The sequence below is a fragment of the Pyxidicoccus sp. M15 genome (assembly GCF_056858435.1).
In genome coordinates, this window is record NZ_CM166495.1 from 10,135,860 (window position 1) to 10,155,810 (window position 19,951).

General features: G+C 70.8%; 16 protein-coding genes. 5 read left to right on the forward strand and 11 right to left on the reverse strand.

What is annotated here, in order from left to right:
- Positions 1-9 precede the first annotated feature (9 nt).
- The 4 genes from ACX9TP_RS37485 to dnaE form a co-directional block, all read right to left on the reverse strand.
- Positions 10-1,050 carry a prephenate dehydrogenase/arogenate dehydrogenase family protein gene (locus ACX9TP_RS37485; RefSeq protein WP_482975459.1) on the reverse strand — a complete coding sequence of 347 codons (1,041 nt, stop codon included), beginning with the start codon at positions 1,048-1,050 and terminating at the stop codon, positions 10-12.
- Positions 1,051-1,135: 85 nt separating this feature from the next.
- Positions 1,136-1,399: a hypothetical protein gene (locus tag ACX9TP_RS37490; protein WP_482975460.1), complete on the reverse strand. Its 264-nt coding sequence runs from the start codon at positions 1,397-1,399 to the stop codon at positions 1,136-1,138.
- A 32-nt stretch (positions 1,400-1,431) separates the two neighbouring features.
- Complete coding sequence (locus tag ACX9TP_RS37495) at positions 1,432-2,259, reverse strand: crotonase/enoyl-CoA hydratase family protein (protein WP_482975461.1); 828 nt, start codon at positions 2,257-2,259, stop codon at positions 1,432-1,434.
- Between the two features lie 56 nt (positions 2,260-2,315).
- Entirely contained in the window at positions 2,316-5,867 is a 3,552-nt protein-coding gene (gene dnaE / locus ACX9TP_RS37500; RefSeq protein WP_482975462.1) for a DNA polymerase III subunit alpha, read from the reverse strand.
- 276 nt (positions 5,868-6,143) lie between these two features.
- Here dnaE and ACX9TP_RS37505 point away from each other — a divergent pair, with 276 nt between their 5' ends.
- The 4 genes from ACX9TP_RS37505 to ACX9TP_RS37520 all read left to right on the forward strand — a co-directional run bounded on the left by ACX9TP_RS37505 (position 6,144) and on the right by ACX9TP_RS37520 (position 10,669).
- Positions 6,144-8,237 carry a sulfatase family protein gene (locus ACX9TP_RS37505; RefSeq protein WP_482975463.1) on the forward strand — a complete coding sequence of 698 codons (2,094 nt, stop codon included), beginning with the start codon at positions 6,144-6,146 and terminating at the stop codon, positions 8,235-8,237.
- A gap of 119 nt (positions 8,238-8,356) precedes the next feature.
- Complete coding sequence (locus tag ACX9TP_RS37510) at positions 8,357-8,803, forward strand: Spy/CpxP family protein refolding chaperone (protein ID WP_482975464.1); 447 nt, start codon at positions 8,357-8,359, stop codon at positions 8,801-8,803.
- Positions 8,804-8,923: 120 nt separating this feature from the next.
- Positions 8,924-9,724 carry a M14 family metallopeptidase gene (locus ACX9TP_RS37515; protein WP_482975465.1) on the forward strand — a complete coding sequence of 267 codons (801 nt, stop codon included), beginning with the start codon at positions 8,924-8,926 and terminating at the stop codon, positions 9,722-9,724.
- A 63-nt stretch (positions 9,725-9,787) separates the two neighbouring features.
- On the forward strand, positions 9,788-10,669 hold the full coding sequence (locus ACX9TP_RS37520) for an aldo/keto reductase (protein ID WP_482975466.1): 882 nt from the start codon (positions 9,788-9,790) through the stop codon (positions 10,667-10,669).
- 124 nt (positions 10,670-10,793) lie between these two features.
- On the opposite strand, the gene ACX9TP_RS37525 is transcribed toward ACX9TP_RS37520, so the two are convergent.
- Entirely contained in the window at positions 10,794-12,788 is a 1,995-nt protein-coding gene (locus ACX9TP_RS37525; protein ID WP_482975467.1) for an alpha-12C2-mannosidase, read from the reverse strand.
- Between the two features lie 246 nt (positions 12,789-13,034).
- Entirely contained in the window at positions 13,035-14,228 is a 1,194-nt protein-coding gene (locus ACX9TP_RS37530) for a substrate-binding domain-containing protein (RefSeq protein WP_482975468.1), read from the reverse strand.
- 461 nt (positions 14,229-14,689) lie between these two features.
- Between ACX9TP_RS37530 and ACX9TP_RS37535 the strand changes: the two genes are divergently transcribed.
- Positions 14,690-15,421, forward strand: a complete 732-nt coding sequence (locus tag ACX9TP_RS37535) for a hypothetical protein (RefSeq protein ID WP_482975469.1) — start codon at positions 14,690-14,692, stop codon at positions 15,419-15,421.
- Positions 15,422-15,434: 13 nt separating this feature from the next.
- Here ACX9TP_RS37535 and ACX9TP_RS37540 read toward each other — a convergent pair whose 3' ends face one another.
- The 5 genes from ACX9TP_RS37540 to ACX9TP_RS37560 form a co-directional block, all read right to left on the reverse strand.
- The gene (locus ACX9TP_RS37540) at positions 15,435-16,157 is read right to left on the reverse strand and encodes a hypothetical protein (RefSeq protein ID WP_482975470.1); all 723 of its coding nucleotides are present in this window, start codon (positions 16,155-16,157) and stop codon (positions 15,435-15,437) included.
- An 8-nt stretch (positions 16,158-16,165) separates the two neighbouring features.
- Positions 16,166-16,576 (reverse strand): hypothetical protein, encoded by a 411-nt coding sequence (locus ACX9TP_RS37545; protein WP_482975471.1) that lies wholly within the window; start codon positions 16,574-16,576, stop codon positions 16,166-16,168.
- 27 nt (positions 16,577-16,603) lie between these two features.
- Complete coding sequence (locus ACX9TP_RS37550) at positions 16,604-17,467, reverse strand: WGR domain-containing protein (protein WP_482975472.1); 864 nt, start codon at positions 17,465-17,467, stop codon at positions 16,604-16,606.
- 95 nt (positions 17,468-17,562) lie between these two features.
- Positions 17,563-18,375, reverse strand: a complete 813-nt coding sequence (locus ACX9TP_RS37555; RefSeq protein ID WP_482975473.1) for a hypothetical protein — start codon at positions 18,373-18,375, stop codon at positions 17,563-17,565.
- A gap of 43 nt (positions 18,376-18,418) precedes the next feature.
- The gene (locus tag ACX9TP_RS37560) at positions 18,419-19,921 is read right to left on the reverse strand and encodes a GMC oxidoreductase (RefSeq protein WP_482975474.1); all 1,503 of its coding nucleotides are present in this window, start codon (positions 19,919-19,921) and stop codon (positions 18,419-18,421) included.
- Positions 19,922-19,951: the final 30 nt, after the last annotated feature.

Below are 19,951 nucleotides of genomic sequence, written 5' to 3' on the forward strand. Positions count from 1 at the left end.
CGGCCCGGCTCAGGCCTGGGGCGTCCGGCGGGAGAAGCGCAGCACGGCGCGGAACACGTCCTCCACCGCGTCGGCGTCCACCTTCTGCTCCGACGCCCACTGGCGCCGGACGTTCAGCAGGCTGGCCTCCCGCTCCAGGTCCGGCAGGGGCAGGCCGTGCTCCGCCTTCACCCGGGCCGCCTCCTGCACGAGGCGCGCACGGCGCTCCAGCAGCTCCACCAGCTCGCGGTCGAGCCCGTCGATGCGCTCGCGAATCTCCGCCAGCCCGGGGGGCGTGGGGAGGGCCTCTGAGGCCGCGAGGCGGTCCGAGGTCCGCGAGGCCTCCAGCTCCAGGTGCAGCCGGGTGAGCGCGTCCATCAGCCCCAGGCGCGCGTCGCGGCCGTAGGGGTTCTCCGACTGCACGACGCCGAGCAGGTGGGGCACCTCCTGGCTCGCGTACTCCACCAGGCGGGCAATGGGCAGGAAGCTCGGCGGCGCGAAGGGCAGGTCCTTCCCCGCGTCGGCGCGCATCAGGCCGTGCGCCAGGAAGAAGGTGAGCACGTGCGTGCGCGCCATCAGCGTGTCGTGCTCGTCCGGCGTCATCTCCGTCACCTCGCACCCCAGCCGCTCGAACAACTCCCGGGCCCGCCGCACGGCGTCCGGGTGCAGCGCGTTGGGGCACACCACGGTGCGCCGGGGCTTGTCTCCCCGCGCGAGGCTGGCGGGGCCGAAGAGCGGGTGCGTGCCGGCCCAGGGAATGTCCCGGCCCAGCACCGAGGCCAGCACCTGCACCGGCTTCACCTTGACGCTCCCCACGTCGAGCACCGTCTGCGTGGGCTTCAGGTGCGGGCGCAGCTCCTGGAGCACCGCGAGCATGGCCCCCACCGGCATGGCCAGCACCACGAAGCTCGCGCCGTCCACCGCCTCCGCGAGCGAGTCCGCGCGCAGCGCCGGGGGAACCTCCGGCTGCCGTGGGTCATGCACCCGGTGCGGGACGCCTGCTTCGAGCAGCAACCCCGAGAGGGCGCGACCAAAGCGCCCATACCCCAGCAACGCGATGCTCTCCGTCATGTGAGACAGGCTCCCGCTGCACGTGCACGATGATGATGAGGAGATCCTCGCATCGACGGCACGCTCGCGGAAGCCCCCCACCCCGTCAGTCCACGTCCAGCTCGCGCTTCAGGTACAGCCGGGTCAGGTTCTGCCCGCCCGCTCCCTCGACGGTGACGGACACCAGCTCCCAGCCCCTCTGCCCCTGGGCCTGGAGCCACTCCGGCACCTGGGCGCAGTACTCGAAGGGCTTGGGATGCCGGGATGCCTCCTGGAGGGGAATGCTTCCCGCCCACTGACCATCCATGAACGTAATCCGCCCTTCCTGCGACTGGGCGACGCGGTACTCGAACAACCGACGCGGTGCCATGCGTGCTCCTCTCTCTCTGTCTGGAGCGAGTCTCAACGACCCTGGAAGCGGGGAGGCCGGCGCTCGGCGAAGGCGGAGAAGGCCTCCGTGAGGTCATGCGACTGGAGGAACGCCGAGTTCCACACCGCCACGTAGCGCAGCCCGTCCGCGATGGACTTGTCCGCGCAGTACTCCATCACCTGCTTGGCGCCCTGCACGACGAGCGGCGGGTTGTCCGCAATCCGCCGCGCCGTGGCCCGCGCCTCCGTGAGCAGCGCCTCGGGCGTGGGGAACACCTCATTCACCAGCCCCATGCGCAAAGCCCGCGCCGCGTCCACGTCGCCGCCGGTGTAGGCGAGCTCGCGCGTGTTCCCCTCGCCGATGATGCGCGGCAGCCGCTGGAGCGCGCCCAGGTCCGCGACGATGCCGACCTTCACCTCGCGCAGGGAGAACTTCGCCTCCTGCGAGCAGTACCGGAAGTCACACGCGGCGATGAGGTCCATGCCCCCGCCGATGCACCAGCCGTGCACCGCGGCGATGACGGGCTTCCTGCACCGGGCCATGCCTTCGGTGGCCTGCTGCATCTCACCAATCAGCTTGAGCAGCTTCGTGCGCTCCAGCGCCAGGTTGCCCTCGGCGGTGAGCAGCGGCCCGAGGGACTCCATCATCCCCATCAAGTCGAGGCCGTAGGTGAAGTGGCTGCCCTCGCCGCGCACCAGCACGACGCGCACGCTGTCGTCCGCGTCCAGGGCCTTCAGCGCCTCGGGCATCTCCCGCCAGAAGTCGGGGCCCATGGCGTTGCCCTTGCCCGGGCCGGTGAGCACCAGCTCGGCGACGCCTTCACCCTTCTCGATGCGCAGTGACTTGTACGTGCCGTCCATTCATTCCTCCCGCGGAGATGAGCTGGACGGCACTTGACCAGATGCGGCGCCCGCGGTCAGCCGAACTCCACCACCCGCATGCCGAACAGCCGGTCCACCGCGTGGAGCAGGTCGTCATTCACCTGCACCTTGATGGATGTGTTGCCGATGAGCGCTTCACCCTCGCCCTGGAAGAGCACGCTGACGGCCACGGGCGTGGCGCCCGCGTACTTCTTCGCCAGCTCCTGCAGCTTCGCCACCCGCTCCTCGGTGAGCAGGTCCGCGGGCACGCGCAACTCCAGCCGCTTCGTGCGCTTCTCTCGCACGGACTTGAGGCTCTGGATGTCGTCCACGATGAGCTCCGGCGTGGGCGACTCCTCGTCGCGCTGGCTGATCTGCACCGTGCCCGACACCAGGATGGGGTCATCCGACTTGAGCAGGTGCTCCCAGTTCTCGAAGCCCGGCTTGGGGCCCTGCTTGGACCACTTGCCATCCCGCCCCATGACGTTGCGCGTGCCGTCCTTGCCCGGGAAGCACACCAGCTCGATGGAGCCGGACAGGTCTTCAATCGTCACCCACGCCATGCGCTTGCCCGTCTTGGTGGGCCGCTCGCGCAGCACCGTGACGACGCCGGCCACCGTGAGCTTGTCGTCCTTGCGCGCCCGCTGCACCGCCGTGATGGGCTTGGCGTAGCGCTTCAGCTCCTTGTCGTACTGGTGCAGCGGATGGCCGGACACGTAGAAGCCGATGGCCTCCTTCTCCAGGGCCAGCCGCTCCTTCTCCGTCCACTCCTCCACCTGCACGTACTCGTCCTTCAGCCCGCTGCCGCCCGAGGCCGGGCCGGCCAGCATGCCGAACAACGAGCTCTGCCCCGCGGCCTTGTCCTTCTGGCTCGCCGAGCCGCGGTTCATCGCCTTCTCAATCGTGTCGAAGATCTGCCGGCGCGGGCGCTTCTCGAAGTCGAAGGAGCCCGCCTTCACCAGCGCCTCCAGCACCTTGCGGTTGACCTTGCGGCCATCCACGCGCTCGCAGAAGTCGAACAGGCTCTTGAAGGGGCCGTCCTTGCGCGCCTCCAGAATCGACTCGATGGCGCCCTCGCCCACGCCCTTGATGGCGCCGAGGCCGAAGCGGATCTTCCCCTCCACCGCGCCGAAGTGCAGGTCCGACTGATTCACATCCGGCGGCAGCACCGCGAGGCCCGACTCGCGCGCCTCGCTGATGTGCTTCACCACCTTGTCAGTGTTGTCCTTCTCGGAAGAGAGAAGGGCCGCCATGAACTCGCACGGGTAATGCGCCTTCAGCCACGCCGTGTGGATGGTGACGAGGCCGTAGGCCGCCGAGTGGCTCTTGTTGAAGCCGTACTCGGCGAACTTCTCCATGAGGTCGAAGATTTCGCCGGCCACCTTCAGGTCGACGTTGTTCTTCGCGCACCCCTCGAGGAAGCCGGCCCGCTCGGCCTGCATGACCTCGGCCTTCTTCTTGCCCATCGCGCGGCGGAGCAGGTCGGCGCGGCCCAGGGTGTAGCCACCCAGGACCTGCGAAATCTGCATCACCTGCTCCTGGTACACGATGACGCCGTACGTGTCCTTGAGCACCGGCTCCAGCGCGGGGTGCGGGTACGAGACCTTCTCCCGGCCGTGCTTGCGGTTGATGAAGACGTCCACCATGCCGGAGTCCAGCGGACCCGGGCGGTAGAGCGCGCCGGCGGCGATGACGTCTTCGAAGCAGTTCGGCTTGAGCTTCACGACCATTTCCGTGAAGCCGCTCGACTCCATCTGGAAGACGCCGGCCGTGTCGCCCTTGGCCATCAGCTCCCAGACCTTGTCGTCGTTGAGCGGAATCTCGTGCCGGGGGATGTCCTTGTCGTGGTTGCGCTTCACCAGATCCAGCGCGTGCTGGATGACGGTGAGCGTCTTCAGGCCGAGGAAGTCGAACTTCACCAGGCCCGCCGCCTCCACCTCGTCCTTGGCGAACTGGGTGATGAGCGTCTTCTCACCGGGCGGCTGGTAGACGGGCACGAACTCCCACAGCGGCTTGTCGGCGATGACGACGCCGGCCGCGTGCATGCCGGGCTGGCGGTGCAGGCCCTCCAGCGCGAGCGCGATTTCCAGCACGTCCTTGGTGGTGACGGGGCGGCCCTCCACCTCGCCGAGGTTGGTGGGCGTCTCCATCATCTCCTTGAGGCGAGGCTCCATCTCGATGGCCTCCTTCAAGGTGATGTTGAGGACCTCGGGCACCAGCTTGGCGATGCGGTCACCCTCGCTGAACGGGAGCGCGAACACGCGGCACACGTCGCGCAGCACGCTCTTCGCCTTGAGCGAGCCGAAGGTGATGATCTGCCCCACGTTCATCTCGCCGTACTTGCGGCCGACGTACTTGATGACCTCGTCGCGGCGGTCCTGGCAGAAGTCGATATCGAAGTCCGGCATCGACACGCGCTCCGGATTCAGGAAGCGCTCGAACAGGAGGTTGTACGGAATGGGGTCCACGTCCGTGATTCGCAGCGCGTAGGCCACGAGGCTGCCGGCGCCGGAGCCACGGCCCGGCCCCACGGGGATGTTCTGCTTCTTCGCCCAGTTGATGAAGTCCTGGACGATGAGGAAGTAGCCGCTGAACCCCATCTTCTGGATGACGCCAATCTCCAGCTTCAGGCGGTCCAGGTACACCTCGCGGTCGATGGGGTACGTGACGGTGGCCGCCAGCTCCTGGAAGCGCTCGCGCAGGCCCTCGTAGGCCAGCTCCGCCATGTAGCTGTCCGGGGTGTGGCTGTCGGGCACCTTGAAGGTGGGCAGCATGGGCTTGCCCAGCTTCAGCTCCAGGTTGCACTGCTCGGCGATGCGCTGGGTGTTGTGGACGGCCTCGGGGATGTCCTTGAAGGCCTCCAGCATCTCCGCGGGGCTCGTGACGTAGAGCTTGTCCGTGGAGTGCTTCATGCGCTTGCCGTCCGCCAGCGTCTTGCCGCTGGCGATGCACATGAGCAACTCGTGCGCGCGGGCGTCCTCGCGCTTGATGTAGTGCGCGTCCGCGGTGGCGCACAGCGGGATGTCCATGTCCCGCGAGAGCTGCTTGAGGTTCTCGTTGGCCTTTTCCTGCTCGGGCATCCCGTTGGACTGCACCTCCAGGAAGAAGTGCCCGGGCTCGAAGATGTCCTTGTACTCCTGCGCGGCGCGGCGGGCGTGGTCCATGTCGCCGCGGAAGCACGCGCTGGTGACTTCACCGCCGAGGCACGCGGTGAGGGCGAAGAGCCCCTTGCTGTGCTCGGCCAGCACCTTCTTGTCGATGCGGGGGTGGTAGTAGAAGCCCTGCATGTACGCGGTGGAGGAGAGGTAGCGGAGGTTGGCGTAGCCCTCCGCGTTCTTCGCCACGAGGATGAGGTGGTGGGACACCTTCTCCGAGCGGTCCTCACGCCCCTTGGGGCCGGCGACGTAGGCCTCCATGCCGAGGATGGGCTTGATGCCCGCGTCCTTGGCCTTCTTGTAGAAGTCGATGGCGCCAAACATGTTGCCGTGGTCCGTCACGGCAACGCTGGTCATCCCCTTCTCCTTCACCGTCTTGATGAGGTCCTTCATCCGAATCGCCCCATCGAGGAGCGAGTAGAGGGTGTGCAGGTGGAGGTGGGTGAAAGACATGGGCTCGTGCCACTCCAGGAGGAGAGATGCTGAACACTAGGGCTGCGCTCCCCTGCTCGCCAGTCCAGTATCGAGACTCTGGAGGTAGGCGACGGCGGAGCCGATAAATCGGCCCTGGAGCCTCTTCTGCCATGGGCGGAAGCGGGGGCGAAGAAAGTAACGACGCGGGCCTGCCGGCGCCCGCCCCCGTGCGGCCGTCCAAGCGTCCAGTCATGCGCATTCCGGTGCGATTTCGGGGTGTTGCGCGGGCTCGACGATGCCCAGGGTGAAACGGCCATGGCCTCCGCGGACCGCCCCACCCCTGCCCGCGCCCTCCTGCTCGGCTGCCGGGCGGGGCTGCTCGCCTTCCTGGCGCTCTACACCGTGTGCGCGGTGTTCAACATGAGGCTGGGCTACCAGGGGAACGAGAGCCGCGTCGTCACCGACTTCGTGTGGAGCCAGTGGCGCGAGGTGGTGCTGTGGCAGGTCGCCCGGCTCATCGCGGCCTATACCGGGGTGGGCCTGGCCCTGGGCACGCTGCTGGGGGCGGGGCTGTGGGCCCTGGGCGCGGGCCGCCGGGCGGTGTTCTGGGGCAGCGCGCTGGCCTGCCTCGCGGTGGACGGGCTGCTGGTGCTGGGGGACCTGGCGCACCACCCGCACCTGTATGCGGCCACGCTGTATGAGCGCTCGGCCGTCACCCGGTGGCTGCTGCTGGCGGTGAGCGGCACGCCGCCCCGGATGTACCAGGGGGCCGCGGCGGTGCTGCCCGCCCTCGCTGTCATGGCACTGCTCGCGCGGGCGACGTGGCGGGTCCGCGGACAGGTGGTGGCCGTGGGCGGAGCCCTGGCGGTGGCGGTGCTGCTGGTGACGGGCGGGCGGGTCCGGGCCGGGCCTCCGCCCGCCATGCCCGAGGAGCAGGCGGGGCGGTGGAACCTCGTCATCCTCTCCGCGGACGGGCTGCGGCCGGACCACTTCTCCGGCAACGGCTACCCGCGCCCCACCACGCCCAACATCGACCGGCTGCTGCGAGAGGGCACGCAGTTCCGCGAGACGGTGGTGCAGGTGCCGCGCACCGCGCCCTCGTGGACGACGCTGCTCACCTCGCAGTGGGCGGGAGAGCATCCCATCCGTCACACGCTGGTGGGGCGCGACGCACGCGCGCAGCCGCTCACCACGCTGGCCACCGCGCTCAATGGCGCGGGCTGGCGCACGGCGGTGGTGGCGGACTACGCGGGCGACCACTTCTCCCGCCTGGACTTCGGCTTCCAGCACGTGGAGGCGCCCTCCTTCCTGTTCCCCGACCTCATCCGCCAGCGGATGCTCATCACCCATGTGGCGCTGCTGCCGTGGACGGCGCTCGTGCCCGGCCTCTTTCCCGAGCGTGGCCAGTTCCCCGAGCTGACCGACCCGGCCCCGCTGCTCGGCCGCGTGCGGCGCACGCTGGACGGGCTGCCGCGCGACGCGCCCTTCGCGCTCGTCGTCTTCGGCTCCACGCCGCACTTTCCCTACGCCGCGCCCTGGCCCGAGGAGGGCCGCTTCGTCGCGCCGGACTACGCGGGCCCCTGGCGCTTCGGCACCACGCCCCGGATGGAGGCGCCTCCGGGCGAGCCGCCGCCGACGCCCGAGGACGTCCAGGCGCTGGTGGCCAACTACGACGCGGCGGTGCGTACCTTCGACGGGCTGGTGGGCGACGTGCGCGCGGAGCTGGAGCAGCGCGGGCTGTGGGAGCGCACGCTGGTGGTGGTGCTCGCGGACCATGGCGAGCACCTCGCGGAGGCGGACCGGGGCGTGGGCCACGGGGAGCACCTGTGGGGCGGCGCCGCGCTGCGCATCCCCTTCGTGCTGCGCATGCCGGGACAGGTGGCCCAAGGGGCCACGGTGGAGCAGCGCGCCCGCTCGCTGGACGTGGCCCCCACGCTGCTGGAGTTGCTGGGCGTGCCCGCGCCGGAGAGCTTCCGCGGCCGCTCGCTGGCGCCGCTCGTCCGGCCGGGCGCGCGGGGCGTGACGCTGCCGGATGCGCCCGCGCTGGTGGAGACGGACCTGTGGTTCAGTGACAGGGACGGCCAGCCCTACCAGCGCGTGCGCATCCCCTACCCCTGGGTCTACGAGACGGCCACCGTGGAACCGGATTCGGGGGACATCACCCTCAAGCCCGAGTGGGAGGCGCCCGTGCAGCGCGCGAAGCACCGGGGCGTGTACCTGGGGCGCTGGAAGCTGCTGGAGCTGCCCACGCCGCGCGGCGTGAAGGTGGAGCTGTACGACGTGGTGGCGGACCCGGAGGAAGCGCGCGAAATCAGCGAGCTGCATCCGGACGTGGTGCGCTCGCTGCGCGAGGTGCTGGCCCGCGAGCGGCCGGTGTCACACCGCCCTCGCGTCCAGGGGCGGCGCTGAGCCCCGCCTTCGCCTTCACACTTCTTCACGCCCCGTACAGACGCACGAAACGGGCGACCGGCACATTGAGCACTGTCGACAACCCCTTCCGGGCCCTTCAGGCCCCTGGAGACAGTGCCATGATGAAGAAGCTCGCCATTGCCAGTTCCGCCGTCCTCGCCGTCCTCCTCCTCAGCGGCTTCGCCTTCCGCGGCGGCCATGGCTGGGGCCACAACCCCGAGCGCATCAAGCAGATGGTGACGTGGCGGCTGAACGACAAGCTGGAGGACCTGGACGCCACCGAGGCGCAGCGCCAGTCCATCAACGCCGTGAAGGACCGCCTCTTCGAGGACGGAGTGCAGCTCATGGAGGAGCATCACGGGGCGCGCGCGGAGGCCTTCACCCAGCTCGCGTCGGACAACCCGGACGCGCAGAAGCTGCACGCGCTGGTGGATGCCCGCATCGACGCCATGCGCGCCTTCGCCCACAAGATGACGGATGCCGCGCTGGAGGTGCACGGCACGCTGACGCCGGAGCAGCGCAAGGAGCTGGCCACCGAGTTCCGTCAGCGCACGGGCGTGAAGTGAACGCCCGGCCGGGCCCGTCACCCAGGACGGGCCCGGGCGCCGTGGAGCACTGAACGCCCCGGCCCTGTACCGAGGTGGGAATGGGTGGGCGGCCGGGTGCGACACGGATAGCTTCAAGCCGTGAATTACACCGACTATGCCCAGCGCATCCGCTCCTTCGTGACGCTCGCGGAGGTGGCCGAGTATGGCCGCGTCACGGAAGGGGGCCTCGAGTACCCCCTCTTCCGGCTCACCGTCCCGGGTGAACGTTGGCTGGTCATCACCTCCGGCTTCCACGGGGAGGAGCCCGCCGGCCCGCTGACGCTGGCCGAGCACTTCCCGGAGGTGGTGGCCTACGCGCGCGAGCGGAACGTGGGGCTGCGCGTCTACCCGTGCATCAACCCCTCCGGCTTCGAGGACGGCACCCGCTACAACCGCAGCGGTGAGAAACCCAACAACGACTTCATGCGCTACGAAGTGGCGCCCGGCGAGTGGAAGGGCGAGCTGAGCCGCCCGCAGCCCATCCTCCGTTGGGTGCTGTTCGACGGCGGCCCGAAGGAGACGCGCGCGGTGCGCTCGGACCTGGCGCGCTTCCCGCCGCCGCATGCCGCGCTCGACATCCACCAGGACAACTACCTGGGCGGCGAGGCGACGTACGCGTACACCTTCGGGGACAAGAATGCCTACCGCCCGCTGGTGGATGCGGCGGCCCGCCAGGTCACCGTGGTGCGCAACCAGAAGGTGGACGAGGTGAACGTCACCGACGCGGACGGCCTCATCGAGTACCACGATGGCAGCATCACCGACTGGTACACGCGCCAGGGCGTCCCCTACGCGGCGACGCTGGAGACCACGACGCCCACGCCGCTGGCGAAGTGCCACGCGGTGAATCTCATCTGGATTCGCGGCTTCATCGACCTGGCGGCGCGCGGAGGCCGCTGACGCCGTGCCATGCTGGGGACCTCACCTGGAGCGCGCCCCCGCGGGGCCGCGCGAGGAGGTTCCATGGAGCGTCGTCCCCTGGGAAGGACGGGACTGCACGTGTCCGTGCTCGGCTTTGGCGCGGGGCACGTGGGCAGTCCGGACCTCGCAGAGGCGGACGCCGCCGCGCTGCTGCACGGCGTGCTGGACGCGGGCATCAACCTCGTCGACACGGCGCCCGGCTATGGGCTGTCGGAGGAGCGCATCGGCCGGCACCTGCACGGCCGCCGCTCCGAGCTCGTCCTCTCCACCAAGTGCGGCTACGGCGTGCCCGGTGTGGAGGACTGGACGCCCGAGTGCATCACCCGGGGCGTGGAGCAGGCCCTCCAGCGGCTGCGCACCGACGTGCTCGACGTGGTGCACTTCCACTCGTGCCCCGTGGACGTGCTCCAGCGGCCCGGGTTGATTGAGGCCCTGGTGCGCGCCGTGGAGGCGGGCAAGGTGCGCGCCGCCGCCTACTCCGGAGACAACGCCGCGCTGGAGTACGCGCTGGGCACGGGCGCCTTCACCGTGGTGCAGACGTCCGTCAACCTGTTCGACCAGCGCGCCATCGACCGGGGCGTGGCCTGGGCCCGGGAGAAAGGCGTGGGCGTCATCGCCAAGCGGCCCCTGGGCAACGCGCCCTGGCGCTTCGCGGAGCGCCCCGGTGCGCATGACCTTGGCGAGTACTGGCACCGGATGCGCACCATGGCGCTGGACTCGCGCGGGCTGGACTGGAGCGAGGTGGCACTGCGCTTCGCCGCGCACGTGCCCGGCGTGTCCACCTGCATCGTGGGCACCGGGCGGCTGGACAACCTGCGGCGCAACCTGCGCACGCTGGAGCAGGGCCCGCTGCCCGCGGACTTCGTCGACGCCATCCGCGACACCTTCCGTCGGCATGACGCCGGCTGGGACGGGATGATTTGAGACGGCGCGGCCTCCCTCCGCGCGCACGTCGCGGAGGGAGGCCGGATTCATCCTGGAGGTGTGAAGCCAAGGCACGCCCTCCTCCGCTCGCGGTTCGCGGCGGGAGGCCGGGCTCGGCTCGGGTTCATCGCGACGCGCGCCTGCGCCTCCCGCGCAGTGCCAGACCCGCGAGCACGAGCAGGCCCAGCGGGAGCGCCGCCGCCCCCGTGACGCCACAGCCCCCGGGCCCCTCGTTCCCCAGTACGTCGGGCACGCCCTCGTCCGGCGCCGGGGTGGGCGCGGTGTCCGGCGGGGACATGGCGTCCTCCACCGCGCCCGGAGGCCCGTCGCCCTCCAGTGGCGTCCCACCCTCGCCGTCCTCCCGGGCCGCCTCGTCCCGCTCGAAGCCGCCCACGCTGTCCAGCAGCAGGGCCGGGAGCACCTCGGCCTCGGGCTCGGGAGCAACCGCCGTCGCGGTCGAGCCGGCGACCACCGTGTGCCGCAGCACGCGGAAGTCACTGTCCTCGATGACCGTCCTCACCGACACGCGGCCGACGTCATTGATGGCCGGGGCCCCGGTGCGGAAGACATAGCGGTCGGCAATCCGAATCTCGCTCCCTCCCGGCGGGCGGACCCAGACGCTGTAGCGCTGCGCCGGCAGGTCCACGAGGATGCGCACGTGGTACGTCTGCCCGGAGGCGTACGGCACCCGCGTGAGCGCCGCGTAGCCGCCTCCGTTGCGCACGTCGAAGTAGCCGCTCGTGTTCATGCGCACCGTCATCGGCAGGCTTCCATACCCGGCAATCTCGGTGGAGCTGTCCGCGTAGCCCACCGTGCCGTCCTGCGGGAAGGCACGTGGATTGATGTCGAACTCGATGGTGCGCACGCCGGTGTTGGTGGTGCCGAGCAGGTGCTGGCTCTGGAAGAAGGACGTCTTCGAGTACCAGGGGTACGGCGGCTTCGGGTTGAAGCGCAGCACCGCCTCCAGGAAGTAGTAGTCGCCGTAGATGAGCGTGGTGTTGATTTCCCGCCCCGCCGGCAGGTGCCCCACACCGTGCAGCAGCAGGCCCGGGCTGTTGGTGCCCTCCGCGAAGTACGCGGGCGACACCAGCGAGTCGAGCATGCGCAGCGCCGCGTCGCGGTAGCGCGTCCTGCGGGTGGCGTCCGTCTCCAGGCTGCTCAGCTCCAGCAGCCCGGAGGCGACGATGGCCGCCGCGGACGAGTCCTTCTGCATGCTGGGCGCGTTGAAGTCCCAGTTGGGCACCATGTCCGCCGGCAGCCGGGCCAGGTACCAGTCCGTCACCTTCCGCGCCGCCTCCAGCATCCGCACGTCACCCGTGTACCGATACACCATGGTGTATCCGTTGATGAGCCACGCATGGCCGCGCGCCCACGTGGAGCTGGCCGAGTACCCCTGGAAGGTGCCCTTCGAGCGGATGGCCCCCGTGGTGCGGCTGTAGTCCACGTAGTGGAAGGAGCTGCCGTCCGCGCGCACCGCGTCCTGCAGCGTCCGGAGCGCGTGGTTGACGGCCATCGTCCTCCACTCCGGACGACCGCCGTTCTGCGACGCCCACAGCAGGAGCTCCAGGTTCATCATCGTGTCGGTGACGAGCGGAACCTGCCAGGCGGAGTTCCAGTCGCAGCAGCTGATGATGCCCACCTGGGAGTTGTAGCGAGACGCGAGCGACTCGGCGGCCGTGAGCAGGACGTCGCGGTAGTACGTGTTACCGGTGAGCCGGTACGCGTTGCCGAAGCTGAGGAAGAGCTTGAAGCCCAGGTCGTGCGTCTGCCGGTTCGTCTTCTGCAGCTCCAGCGGCCGCGTCCAGCGGTCCGCGCGGTCCCTCCACAGGGGCTCGCTGCCCACCTGGAACATGAACCACATGCTCCCGGGGAAGAAGCCCTGCGTCCACTCGATGAGGTCCGTGTTGGGCTCCCGGCTCCACGTGCCGTCCGACAGGCCCGCCTTGGGAGACCACGTCGCGTCCGGCATCTCCCGCGTGGTGTCCGCCAATTGCGTGCGCGCGAAGCCAATCACCCTCACCGCGTCCGCGTCGCTGAAGGCCTCTGCCCGGGGGACCAGCGCCAGCAGTCCCAGACACAGCACCACGACACTTCTTTTCACATACAGACCAGGTGTCATGTGTACCCCTCCCATCCACCCCCGGCGAAGGTGACGGCGTACGCACGGTGCGGCCAGGGACGCTCCCTGACGCACCGTCCGGTTGCTCGGCCTACGAAGGGACGGACACCTGGATGGGGCGCATTCCGGGCCGATGTGAGGGCCGGCCCAGGACGTCTTCCCCGCTCCCAGGACGAGGGCCGCGGGCCCGCATCAGAGATGCTCACGAGGCCGTACGCCCGAAAGCGGACACTGGCCGCCCGCCCGCTACCGGGACGCGGCCACCACGTGAGACCACATCGTCAACAGATTGCGGACCACGGGCCCTTCGGGCACCTCCGCCGCGGGCGGCACGTCTACCTGGATGCCGTGTGGCGCGAGCCGCGTGAAGGGGTTGCCCGCGTCCTGCGTCTTCAGCGGCACCGCCGGGTCCACGGGCCGGAAGCCGAAGGCCAGCGCGCGCTCCTGCACGGGCCGGCTGCGCAGGTAGCGCAGCCACTCCAGCGCCGCCGCCTTCTGCCTCGGCGTCACCCAGTCGCCTTGCAGCACCGCCGCGGGGTGGTCGCTCCACAGCGTGAGGGCCGGGTAGTAGACCTTCAGGTTGCCCCAGCGGCCCTGCGCATTGGAGATCTGCGAAATCGCCAGGTTCTCGTACACCACGGCGATGTCGTACTTGGACGGGCCGAAGCGGACCATGTCCGTCATGAAGGTGCCCGTGGACGTCTCGAAGCGGGTGACGCCCTTCTCCAGTTGCTTCACCCACTGCTGGTACTTCGGGTCCAGCAAGTCACCCACCGTCAGGCCGCTGCGCTTGTCGTAGTACTCCATCGTCGCCAGCAGCAGCGCCTGGAGCCCGGAGTTGGAGCGCGTCGGGTCCGTGTGGCCCAGCTTCACGAAGCCCCATTCCGGCTTGCCGCCAATCGCGGGCCAGCCCTGGTCGCTGGCCACCGCCTTGTGGATGGCCTTCCACGACACGGCCCTGCCCTCGTTGGCCTTCTGCAGCACCTCTGCCCGGTCCTCCCAGACGACGAAGACGAGCGGCGTAATCACCAGCGGCTGCGGGGCCCCCTCGCCGTCGGTGGCGAAGAGCGGCCCGCGCGAGGGCTCGGTGGCCCAGTCCGCCTCCAGCATGCGCAGCACCGCGCTGTCCGCGGGGCTCCACACGGTGGGCTTCTCGCGGCCGTCGAGGATGGCCTGCGCCGCCTCCAGCGAGCCCCTGCCCACGAGGTTGACCTTGATGTCCGGGTGCTCGCGCTGGAACGACGCCGCGACGGACTCCACCCAGTCCTTCTTCTCCGTGCTGTAGAGGAAGGAGATTTCCGTCACCTCGCCGCGCGCGGCCGGCTCGGTGCCCCGAGGGGCGGGGCCGCCCTGGGAGCCCACGCCGCGCTGGGAGGTCAGATAGAAGACCCCGCCGACCGCGACGAGAAACCCGATGATGATGAGGACGCTGGGCTTCATGTGCCGACTCGCGCCTCATGAGAGGACCTCAAGGTCTCCTCGAAGGCGCGTCCGGTGGAGCCCGTCTCACGCGAAGAGGCACCGTCGCCACACCCGCACGCCTCCGGCAGCGCCTGCGCGAGACACCCCAGTTGGACCTTCCACATCGGCGGTTTCTCCCCTGCATCGTCGGTCACCACTGTGAAACGCCCCGACGTCACGTCACAAGGAGTCCCGTCGCCTGCTCACCTCGTCTTTGCACCCCTGTCACACAGTCGTGACATGGCGGGCGCGCACGGAGTCCGTCAGGCCGCCTGCCCTCCTCGCAAGCCCCCGCGCACCTCGGGCTGCCATCCTCCGGCGGTTTGTTTGTGCTCAAATGATATGCCAGACTCCGGAGCATGGCGGGAACGATGCGGCGGCTGATGGTCCTGGGCCTGGGGGCGGCGCTCTGCGCCTGCGCGGGGAGGCCCGCGCCCCCCATGAAGCGGTATGCGCTGGGCATGGCGCGAGCGGAGTACCGGGACTACGCGGGGGCGAAGGCCAGCCCCTGCGACGCGGAGCCCCGGTGGCTGGCGGACGAGCTGACGGCCGTCAACGGACTGCTCGCGCGCTTCCTCCGCGAGTCGGAGCAGCTGGGCGGCTCGGAGCAGGCGCGAGCGCTGGCGGAGGAGGCGACACGGACGCTTCCGCCCGTCATGGAGGTGCACCGGGGCACGCTCGCGGCGCTGGAGCAGTGTGGCTTCCGCCGCTCCGGGGCCTTCCCTGAAATCTCCCGGCGGGGCGCGGAGCTGCTGCGGGCCGCGAGCACCCGGCTGGAGGAGGTGCCCACTGTGCTGGCGGCCGCGGCGCTGAGCGAGGCGCGGACGAAGTGGAAGGAGGAGGCCCCCCAGCGGGAGTCGTCCGCGCGCGCCACGTGGTGCCCGGAGAAGCCCCAGGTGGGACGGCCGGACGTGTACTACGCGCGCCAGGAGCCGGACGGCCGCACCGGGTGGCTCTTCTGCGACGGGCACCGCGTCGAGCGTGCCCCGGGCGCCGAGCCCCAGCTCCTCGAGCCCGAGGGCCTCACGCGCCGCGAGCGCCGCCTCATCCAGCCGCGGCGCTACCTGGACGCGGCGGGCAACTTCCCCGCCGAGGAGGTGGACCGGCAGCCGGACACCGTACCCGCGCAGGGCTCCGCCGCCCGGGAGTCCACGGCCGGTGGGCCGGGCTGAGCGCCCGCCGGGACTACGGGGCGTAGGTGACGACGACGTGGTTGCCCGTCACCAGGAGGCGGCGCGGCACGGCGCCGCTGGCCTGCAGCGTCATGTCGAACACCAGCGGCAGGCGCAGCGCCCGGCTGTTCATCTCGCTCTGGAGGCGGCTCTCCGCGCTGGAGTCGCGCTTCGCCTTGAGGCGGATGTCAGTGGCCTGGGCGCGGGCGAGCACGCGGGCTCCTTCCAGCTTGAGCTCCACCTCCATGTCGGCGATGGCGCCCTTGGTGACGGCCTGCTCGAACTCCTTCACCTGGCCCTTCGCGAAGGACGGCACGTTGCCGGTGTATTTGATTTTCTCGCCGCGCATGTGCGCCTTGCAGCGCAGCCGGTTGCGGGAGAGGAACTGGAAGTCCGTCACGCGCTCCACGACGATTTCGCCCTGGAGCTTGCTGTTGAAGTCGCGGCCGGGCATCCGGTACGGCACCATCTGCGCCGCCATCCGGTCCAGCGCCTCGGGCGTGAAGTAGAGCGAGAAGGCCCCACCCGCCTTCGCCGGGGACTGCAGCTCCGCGAGGTACGAGGCGGAGGCCTGCACGGCCTGGTCGGCGGCCTGCACGTCACGGGTGAGCTGCCCGTTCTCCTCCCGCAGCGACTTCATCCGCACGCGCGGGTCCGCCGCGCAACCGCCCAGCAGCGCCGCGGCGCCGAGCAGCACGGCGGCGGTGAGCAGCCCCCACGCGGAACCCCGCTTCATTCGCGTGCTCATTGCGCGGACACCTGGCAGTTGCCCGGCGACACCTTCCAGCCTCCGGCGGTGCGGGCGGCGGAGAAGCTCGGGGTCATCTGGAAGGCGCGGTGGCTCAGCTTCACCTTCGAGTGGACGGTGCCGGAGCGCGGCTGGCCCTTCGCCGGAGCGCTGGCGGGGGTGACGCCCGCGCAGTCCAGGCCGCGCAGCCCGGCGGCGGCCTCCGCCTGGGTGGCGGCGGCGAAGGACTGCTCGATTTCCGCCTGCTTGCGGCGCAGCTCCTCGCGCAGCTCCTGGTTGCGCGCCTCCAGCTCCTGCACGCGTGCATCCGACGTGTTGCCTTCGCGCGTCGCGCCGCTGTCGGAGGCGCAGCCTGCCGCCAGCAGCAGCAGCGCCGCCAGCAGCCCTCGTGGGGTGGTGCTCGTCATGCCCCCCACGGTAGCACCGGCGTCCGCTCAGGCCTCCAGACGGGCCAGTCGCTTGGCGAGGTGCGCGTCGCTCCCGGCCTCCACGCCCTTCACCCAGGCGGCCAGTGAGCCGCCCGCGGAGGTCAGGTGTGACTCCACGTGAGGCTTCAGCTCCGCCCAGCGCTTCGCCCAGACGTCCTCGGACAGGCCGCCGCCGAGGCCCGGGCGCTCGGCCAGCAGCATGCCCAGGCGCAGCGCCAGCTCGGGCTCCCCCAGGGACGCGGCCTGCTGGGAGACGGCGGTGGCGGCGGGGGCGGCCGGTGCCGTGGCGCGCCGCCACACCTCGGTGGCGCGGATGAAGGCCGCCACGTCCACCGCGCCCAGCAGCGAGAGCGCGTGGCGCAGCGGCAGGCGGCCCTCCTTCGGCGTTGCCACCACGCGCTCCATCAGCGCGGTGAAGGTGCCCGCCAGCTCCGGGTGCGCCGCCGGGTCCACGCCCCCGAGCGCACGCAGGGCCCGCCGGGCGCGACGGGCACGGGACGTCACCTCCCAGCTGCGCCACCCGAGCCGGGCGCGCAGGGCGGCCAGCGCGTCGGCGGCGGCCTTCACGGCCTCGGGCGTGGGGGTGGCGCGCGGCACGCGGCGGGGCAGCGGGGCCTTCTGGGGCTTGGGAGGCGGCGGGGGCTCGGCGGTGTCCGGCGCGCCGGCCGTCACCTCGCGGTAGCCCTCGCGCTGCTTCTCGGCGACCTTCTTCTCGTACTCGCGGCGGGCGGAGTCCTCGTCGGGGAACGCCTTCTCCTTGCGCTGGCCCGCGGTGCCGATGCGGCCGAACGTGACGGTGAAGGTGCTGCCCTTGAGCTCCGGCTCCCAGAACTTGGAGCTGCTGCCCTCGACGAACTCGAACCTGCGCATGGCGCTCCCTCCTCGGGCGACGGCGTCCGGCGCACGCTAGCGCACCGCCTCGCCGGGCGCCCGCACGGACTGGCGCGGAGGGCCCCCCGCGGCGCCTACACGCCTGGCGCCTTGCGTCCCAGCGCCTCCGCGAGCCAGGTGCCGGACACGTCCCGCACGGCCTGCGGATAGGGCAGATAGCCGCGGAGGGAGTACTTCAGCAGGCGGCCCGCGGTGCGGCGCGCGCTGCGGATGAAGACCGTGCGGAGGCGGTGCCGGAAGAAGTCGGCCCAGGAGTGGGGACCCGCATGGAGGTGGCGGCCGTCCAGGACGAACTGGCAGATGCTGAGGTCCGTCTGCCGGATGAGGTGGTGCACCGAGGGGCCCTCCGGAAAGAGCGAGGGGATGTACACGACCTGGAGGAAGTGTCCCTCGGGCGAGCGCATCTGCACCGAGTGCATCTGCTGACCATCCGGCAGCGTGCGCACCAGGGGCCCGGCCTCCCTCGCCGGAGCCCTGGCCTCCGGGCCGTCGCCACGGGCCGGCTGCCGGCCGCGCAGCACGGAAGGCACCGGCAGCTTCGACCAGGGCCGCTCGTACTCCATCTGGCAGACGGCGTAACCGGCCGAGCGCATCCGCGCGTAGGTCCGCTCGAAGGCGGGGAGCGAGCCGGGGTAGAGGTCATAGTCCCCGTCGTCCTTCCCATCCCGCATCTCCCCGCCGAGCCACCGCACGACGCGGCCCCCCATCATCCAGGTCTCCTCGTCCAGCAGCTGGTGGTGGGGCATGGGCGGGAGCTGGAGGATGCGGCGCACGTCCTCGATGAGGACGGGCCCCTGCTTCGCGAGGGCCTCCGTGTCGCGCAAGTCCCCCACACCGAGCAGGGCACACAGCTCCCGCCGCTCCGTCTCGCTGAAGTCGCGGACCATCAACGGCGCTCCAGGCGCGGGGACGGCAATCCTATGAAAGCCATCAGGCCACCCTTCCCGGCGCGGGGCCCGGCTCCGTCGCGGGCCGCTCACCGGCGATGGCCGCGGCGACGCGGAGCGACAGGGCATTGACGGTCAGCGTGGTGTTGACGGCGCCCGCGGACGGCAGGACGGACGAGTCCACCAGGTAGAGGTTGTCCATGCCGTGCACGCGGCACCCGGCGTCCACCACCGAAGTCGCGGGGTCATTCCCCATGCGCGCGGTGCCCACGGCATGCCAGATGCCCTTCGGGCCGCGCGGCGCATACACGTAGGGGAAGCCGGCCCGGCGGAAGATGTCCACGGCGAGGCCGCGCAGCCTGGCGAAGGTCTGCCGGTGGCGCGGGGGCGAGCGCCGGGAGACGATGTGGTCATCGCCGAACTCGAAGCCCGAGTCGCGGCTGCCCACCAGCTCGGTCATCAGCATGCACGTCAGGCTGCGCTCGGCCACGAACCGCACGAAGGGCCGAGCGGCGGCGGGCACGTTCCTCCAGACGGGAATCTGCCCCGTGGCCTGGATGACGCCCAGCGGGTAGGGCCAGTCCGCGGAGGGGCCGTAGAAGGCATTGATGGCGAACGTCTTCTGGTGCAGCGGCGGCAGCTTCTTCCAGCCGTGCACGGGGAAGATGAAGCTGGCGGTGTGGCCGGCCAGGTAGCGCCCCAGGCTGCCGGAGGCATTGCCGATGCCGTTGGGGTGGGCCCCACCCCGCGAGCGCCACAGCAGCAGCGGCGTGTTCGACACCCCGGCGCAGACGGCCACCACGCCGGCGTGGACCACCTGCTCCTCGCCGTCATCGTTGCGCAGGAGCACGCCCGTGGCGCGGCGCCCGTCGGGCGAGGTGAGCACCTTGAGGCACGCGGTGCGGGTGAGGAGCTGGGCCCGGCCCGTCTGGAGCGCGGGGCGCAGCGCAGCGGTCTCCGCGTCCATCTTCGCGTCCCGCTGGCAGTAGAAGGCGTCGCAGTTGGCGCACAGCACGCACTTGCCGCCGGGCCCGACGTCCAGGCCCTTGGGGATGCTGGCGACGGGGATGCCCTGGGCGCGGATGCGCTCCATCACCCCGGCGACGAGGGGCTCGTGGGGAATGGGGCCATGGGGGTACGGCGAGGAGCGGGGCGGCTCGGACGGGTCGCCCTCGGACGTGCCGCGCACCCCGTACAGGCGCTCCGCCTCCGCGTAGTAGGGCTCCAGGTCGGCGTAGGAGATGGGCCACGCGGGCGACTCGCCGTTCTCCGTGGCCGTGGCCTGGAAGTCGTGCTCGCGCAGGCGGTAGAGCGCCGCGCCGTAGTACTTCGTCGAGCCGCCCACGGTGCTGCGCGCGCCGGCCTTCTTGACGTCGTCCATGAAGACGCCCGCCTGTCCGGCGAAGGCCGGGAGGGGCTTGAGGTAGTCCCCCCGGTCGATGATGAGCACCTGGAGACCGCGACGCGCCAGCCCCTGGGCCAGCGTGCTGCCACCAGGGCCGCTGCCAACAATCACCACGTCGTATTCAGGCCTGACCCGATTCATGTGGACACACTAGGATGACAGCGAGTTTCG

Coding starts and splice junctions, on each gene's coding strand:
- ACX9TP_RS37485 (WP_482975459.1), bottom strand. CDS start 1,050: ATGACGGAGAGCATCGCGTTGCTGGGGTATGGGCGCTTTGGTCGCGCC.
- ACX9TP_RS37490 (WP_482975460.1), bottom strand. CDS start 1,399: ATGGCACCGCGTCGGTTGTTCGAGTACCGCGTCGCCCAGTCGCAGGAA.
- ACX9TP_RS37495 (WP_482975461.1), bottom strand. CDS start 2,259: ATGGACGGCACGTACAAGTCACTGCGCATCGAGAAGGGTGAAGGCGTC.
- dnaE (WP_482975462.1), bottom strand. CDS start 5,867: ATGTCTTTCACCCACCTCCACCTGCACACCCTCTACTCGCTCCTCGAT.
- ACX9TP_RS37505 (WP_482975463.1), top strand. CDS start 6,144: ATGGCCTCCGCGGACCGCCCCACCCCTGCCCGCGCCCTCCTGCTCGGC.
- ACX9TP_RS37510 (WP_482975464.1), top strand. CDS start 8,357: ATGATGAAGAAGCTCGCCATTGCCAGTTCCGCCGTCCTCGCCGTCCTC.
- ACX9TP_RS37520 (WP_482975466.1), top strand. CDS start 9,788: ATGGAGCGTCGTCCCCTGGGAAGGACGGGACTGCACGTGTCCGTGCTC.
- ACX9TP_RS37525 (WP_482975467.1), bottom strand. CDS start 12,788: ATGACACCTGGTCTGTATGTGAAAAGAAGTGTCGTGGTGCTGTGTCTG.
- ACX9TP_RS37530 (WP_482975468.1), bottom strand. CDS start 14,228: ATGAAGCCCAGCGTCCTCATCATCATCGGGTTTCTCGTCGCGGTCGGC.
- ACX9TP_RS37535 (WP_482975469.1), top strand. CDS start 14,690: ATGAAGCGGTATGCGCTGGGCATGGCGCGAGCGGAGTACCGGGACTAC.
- ACX9TP_RS37540 (WP_482975470.1), bottom strand. CDS start 16,157: ATGAAGCGGGGTTCCGCGTGGGGGCTGCTCACCGCCGCCGTGCTGCTC.
- ACX9TP_RS37545 (WP_482975471.1), bottom strand. CDS start 16,576: ATGACGAGCACCACCCCACGAGGGCTGCTGGCGGCGCTGCTGCTGCTG.
- ACX9TP_RS37550 (WP_482975472.1), bottom strand. CDS start 17,467: ATGCGCAGGTTCGAGTTCGTCGAGGGCAGCAGCTCCAAGTTCTGGGAG.
- ACX9TP_RS37555 (WP_482975473.1), bottom strand. CDS start 18,375: ATGGTCCGCGACTTCAGCGAGACGGAGCGGCGGGAGCTGTGTGCCCTG.
- ACX9TP_RS37560 (WP_482975474.1), bottom strand. CDS start 19,921: ATGAATCGGGTCAGGCCTGAATACGACGTGGTGATTGTTGGCAGCGGC.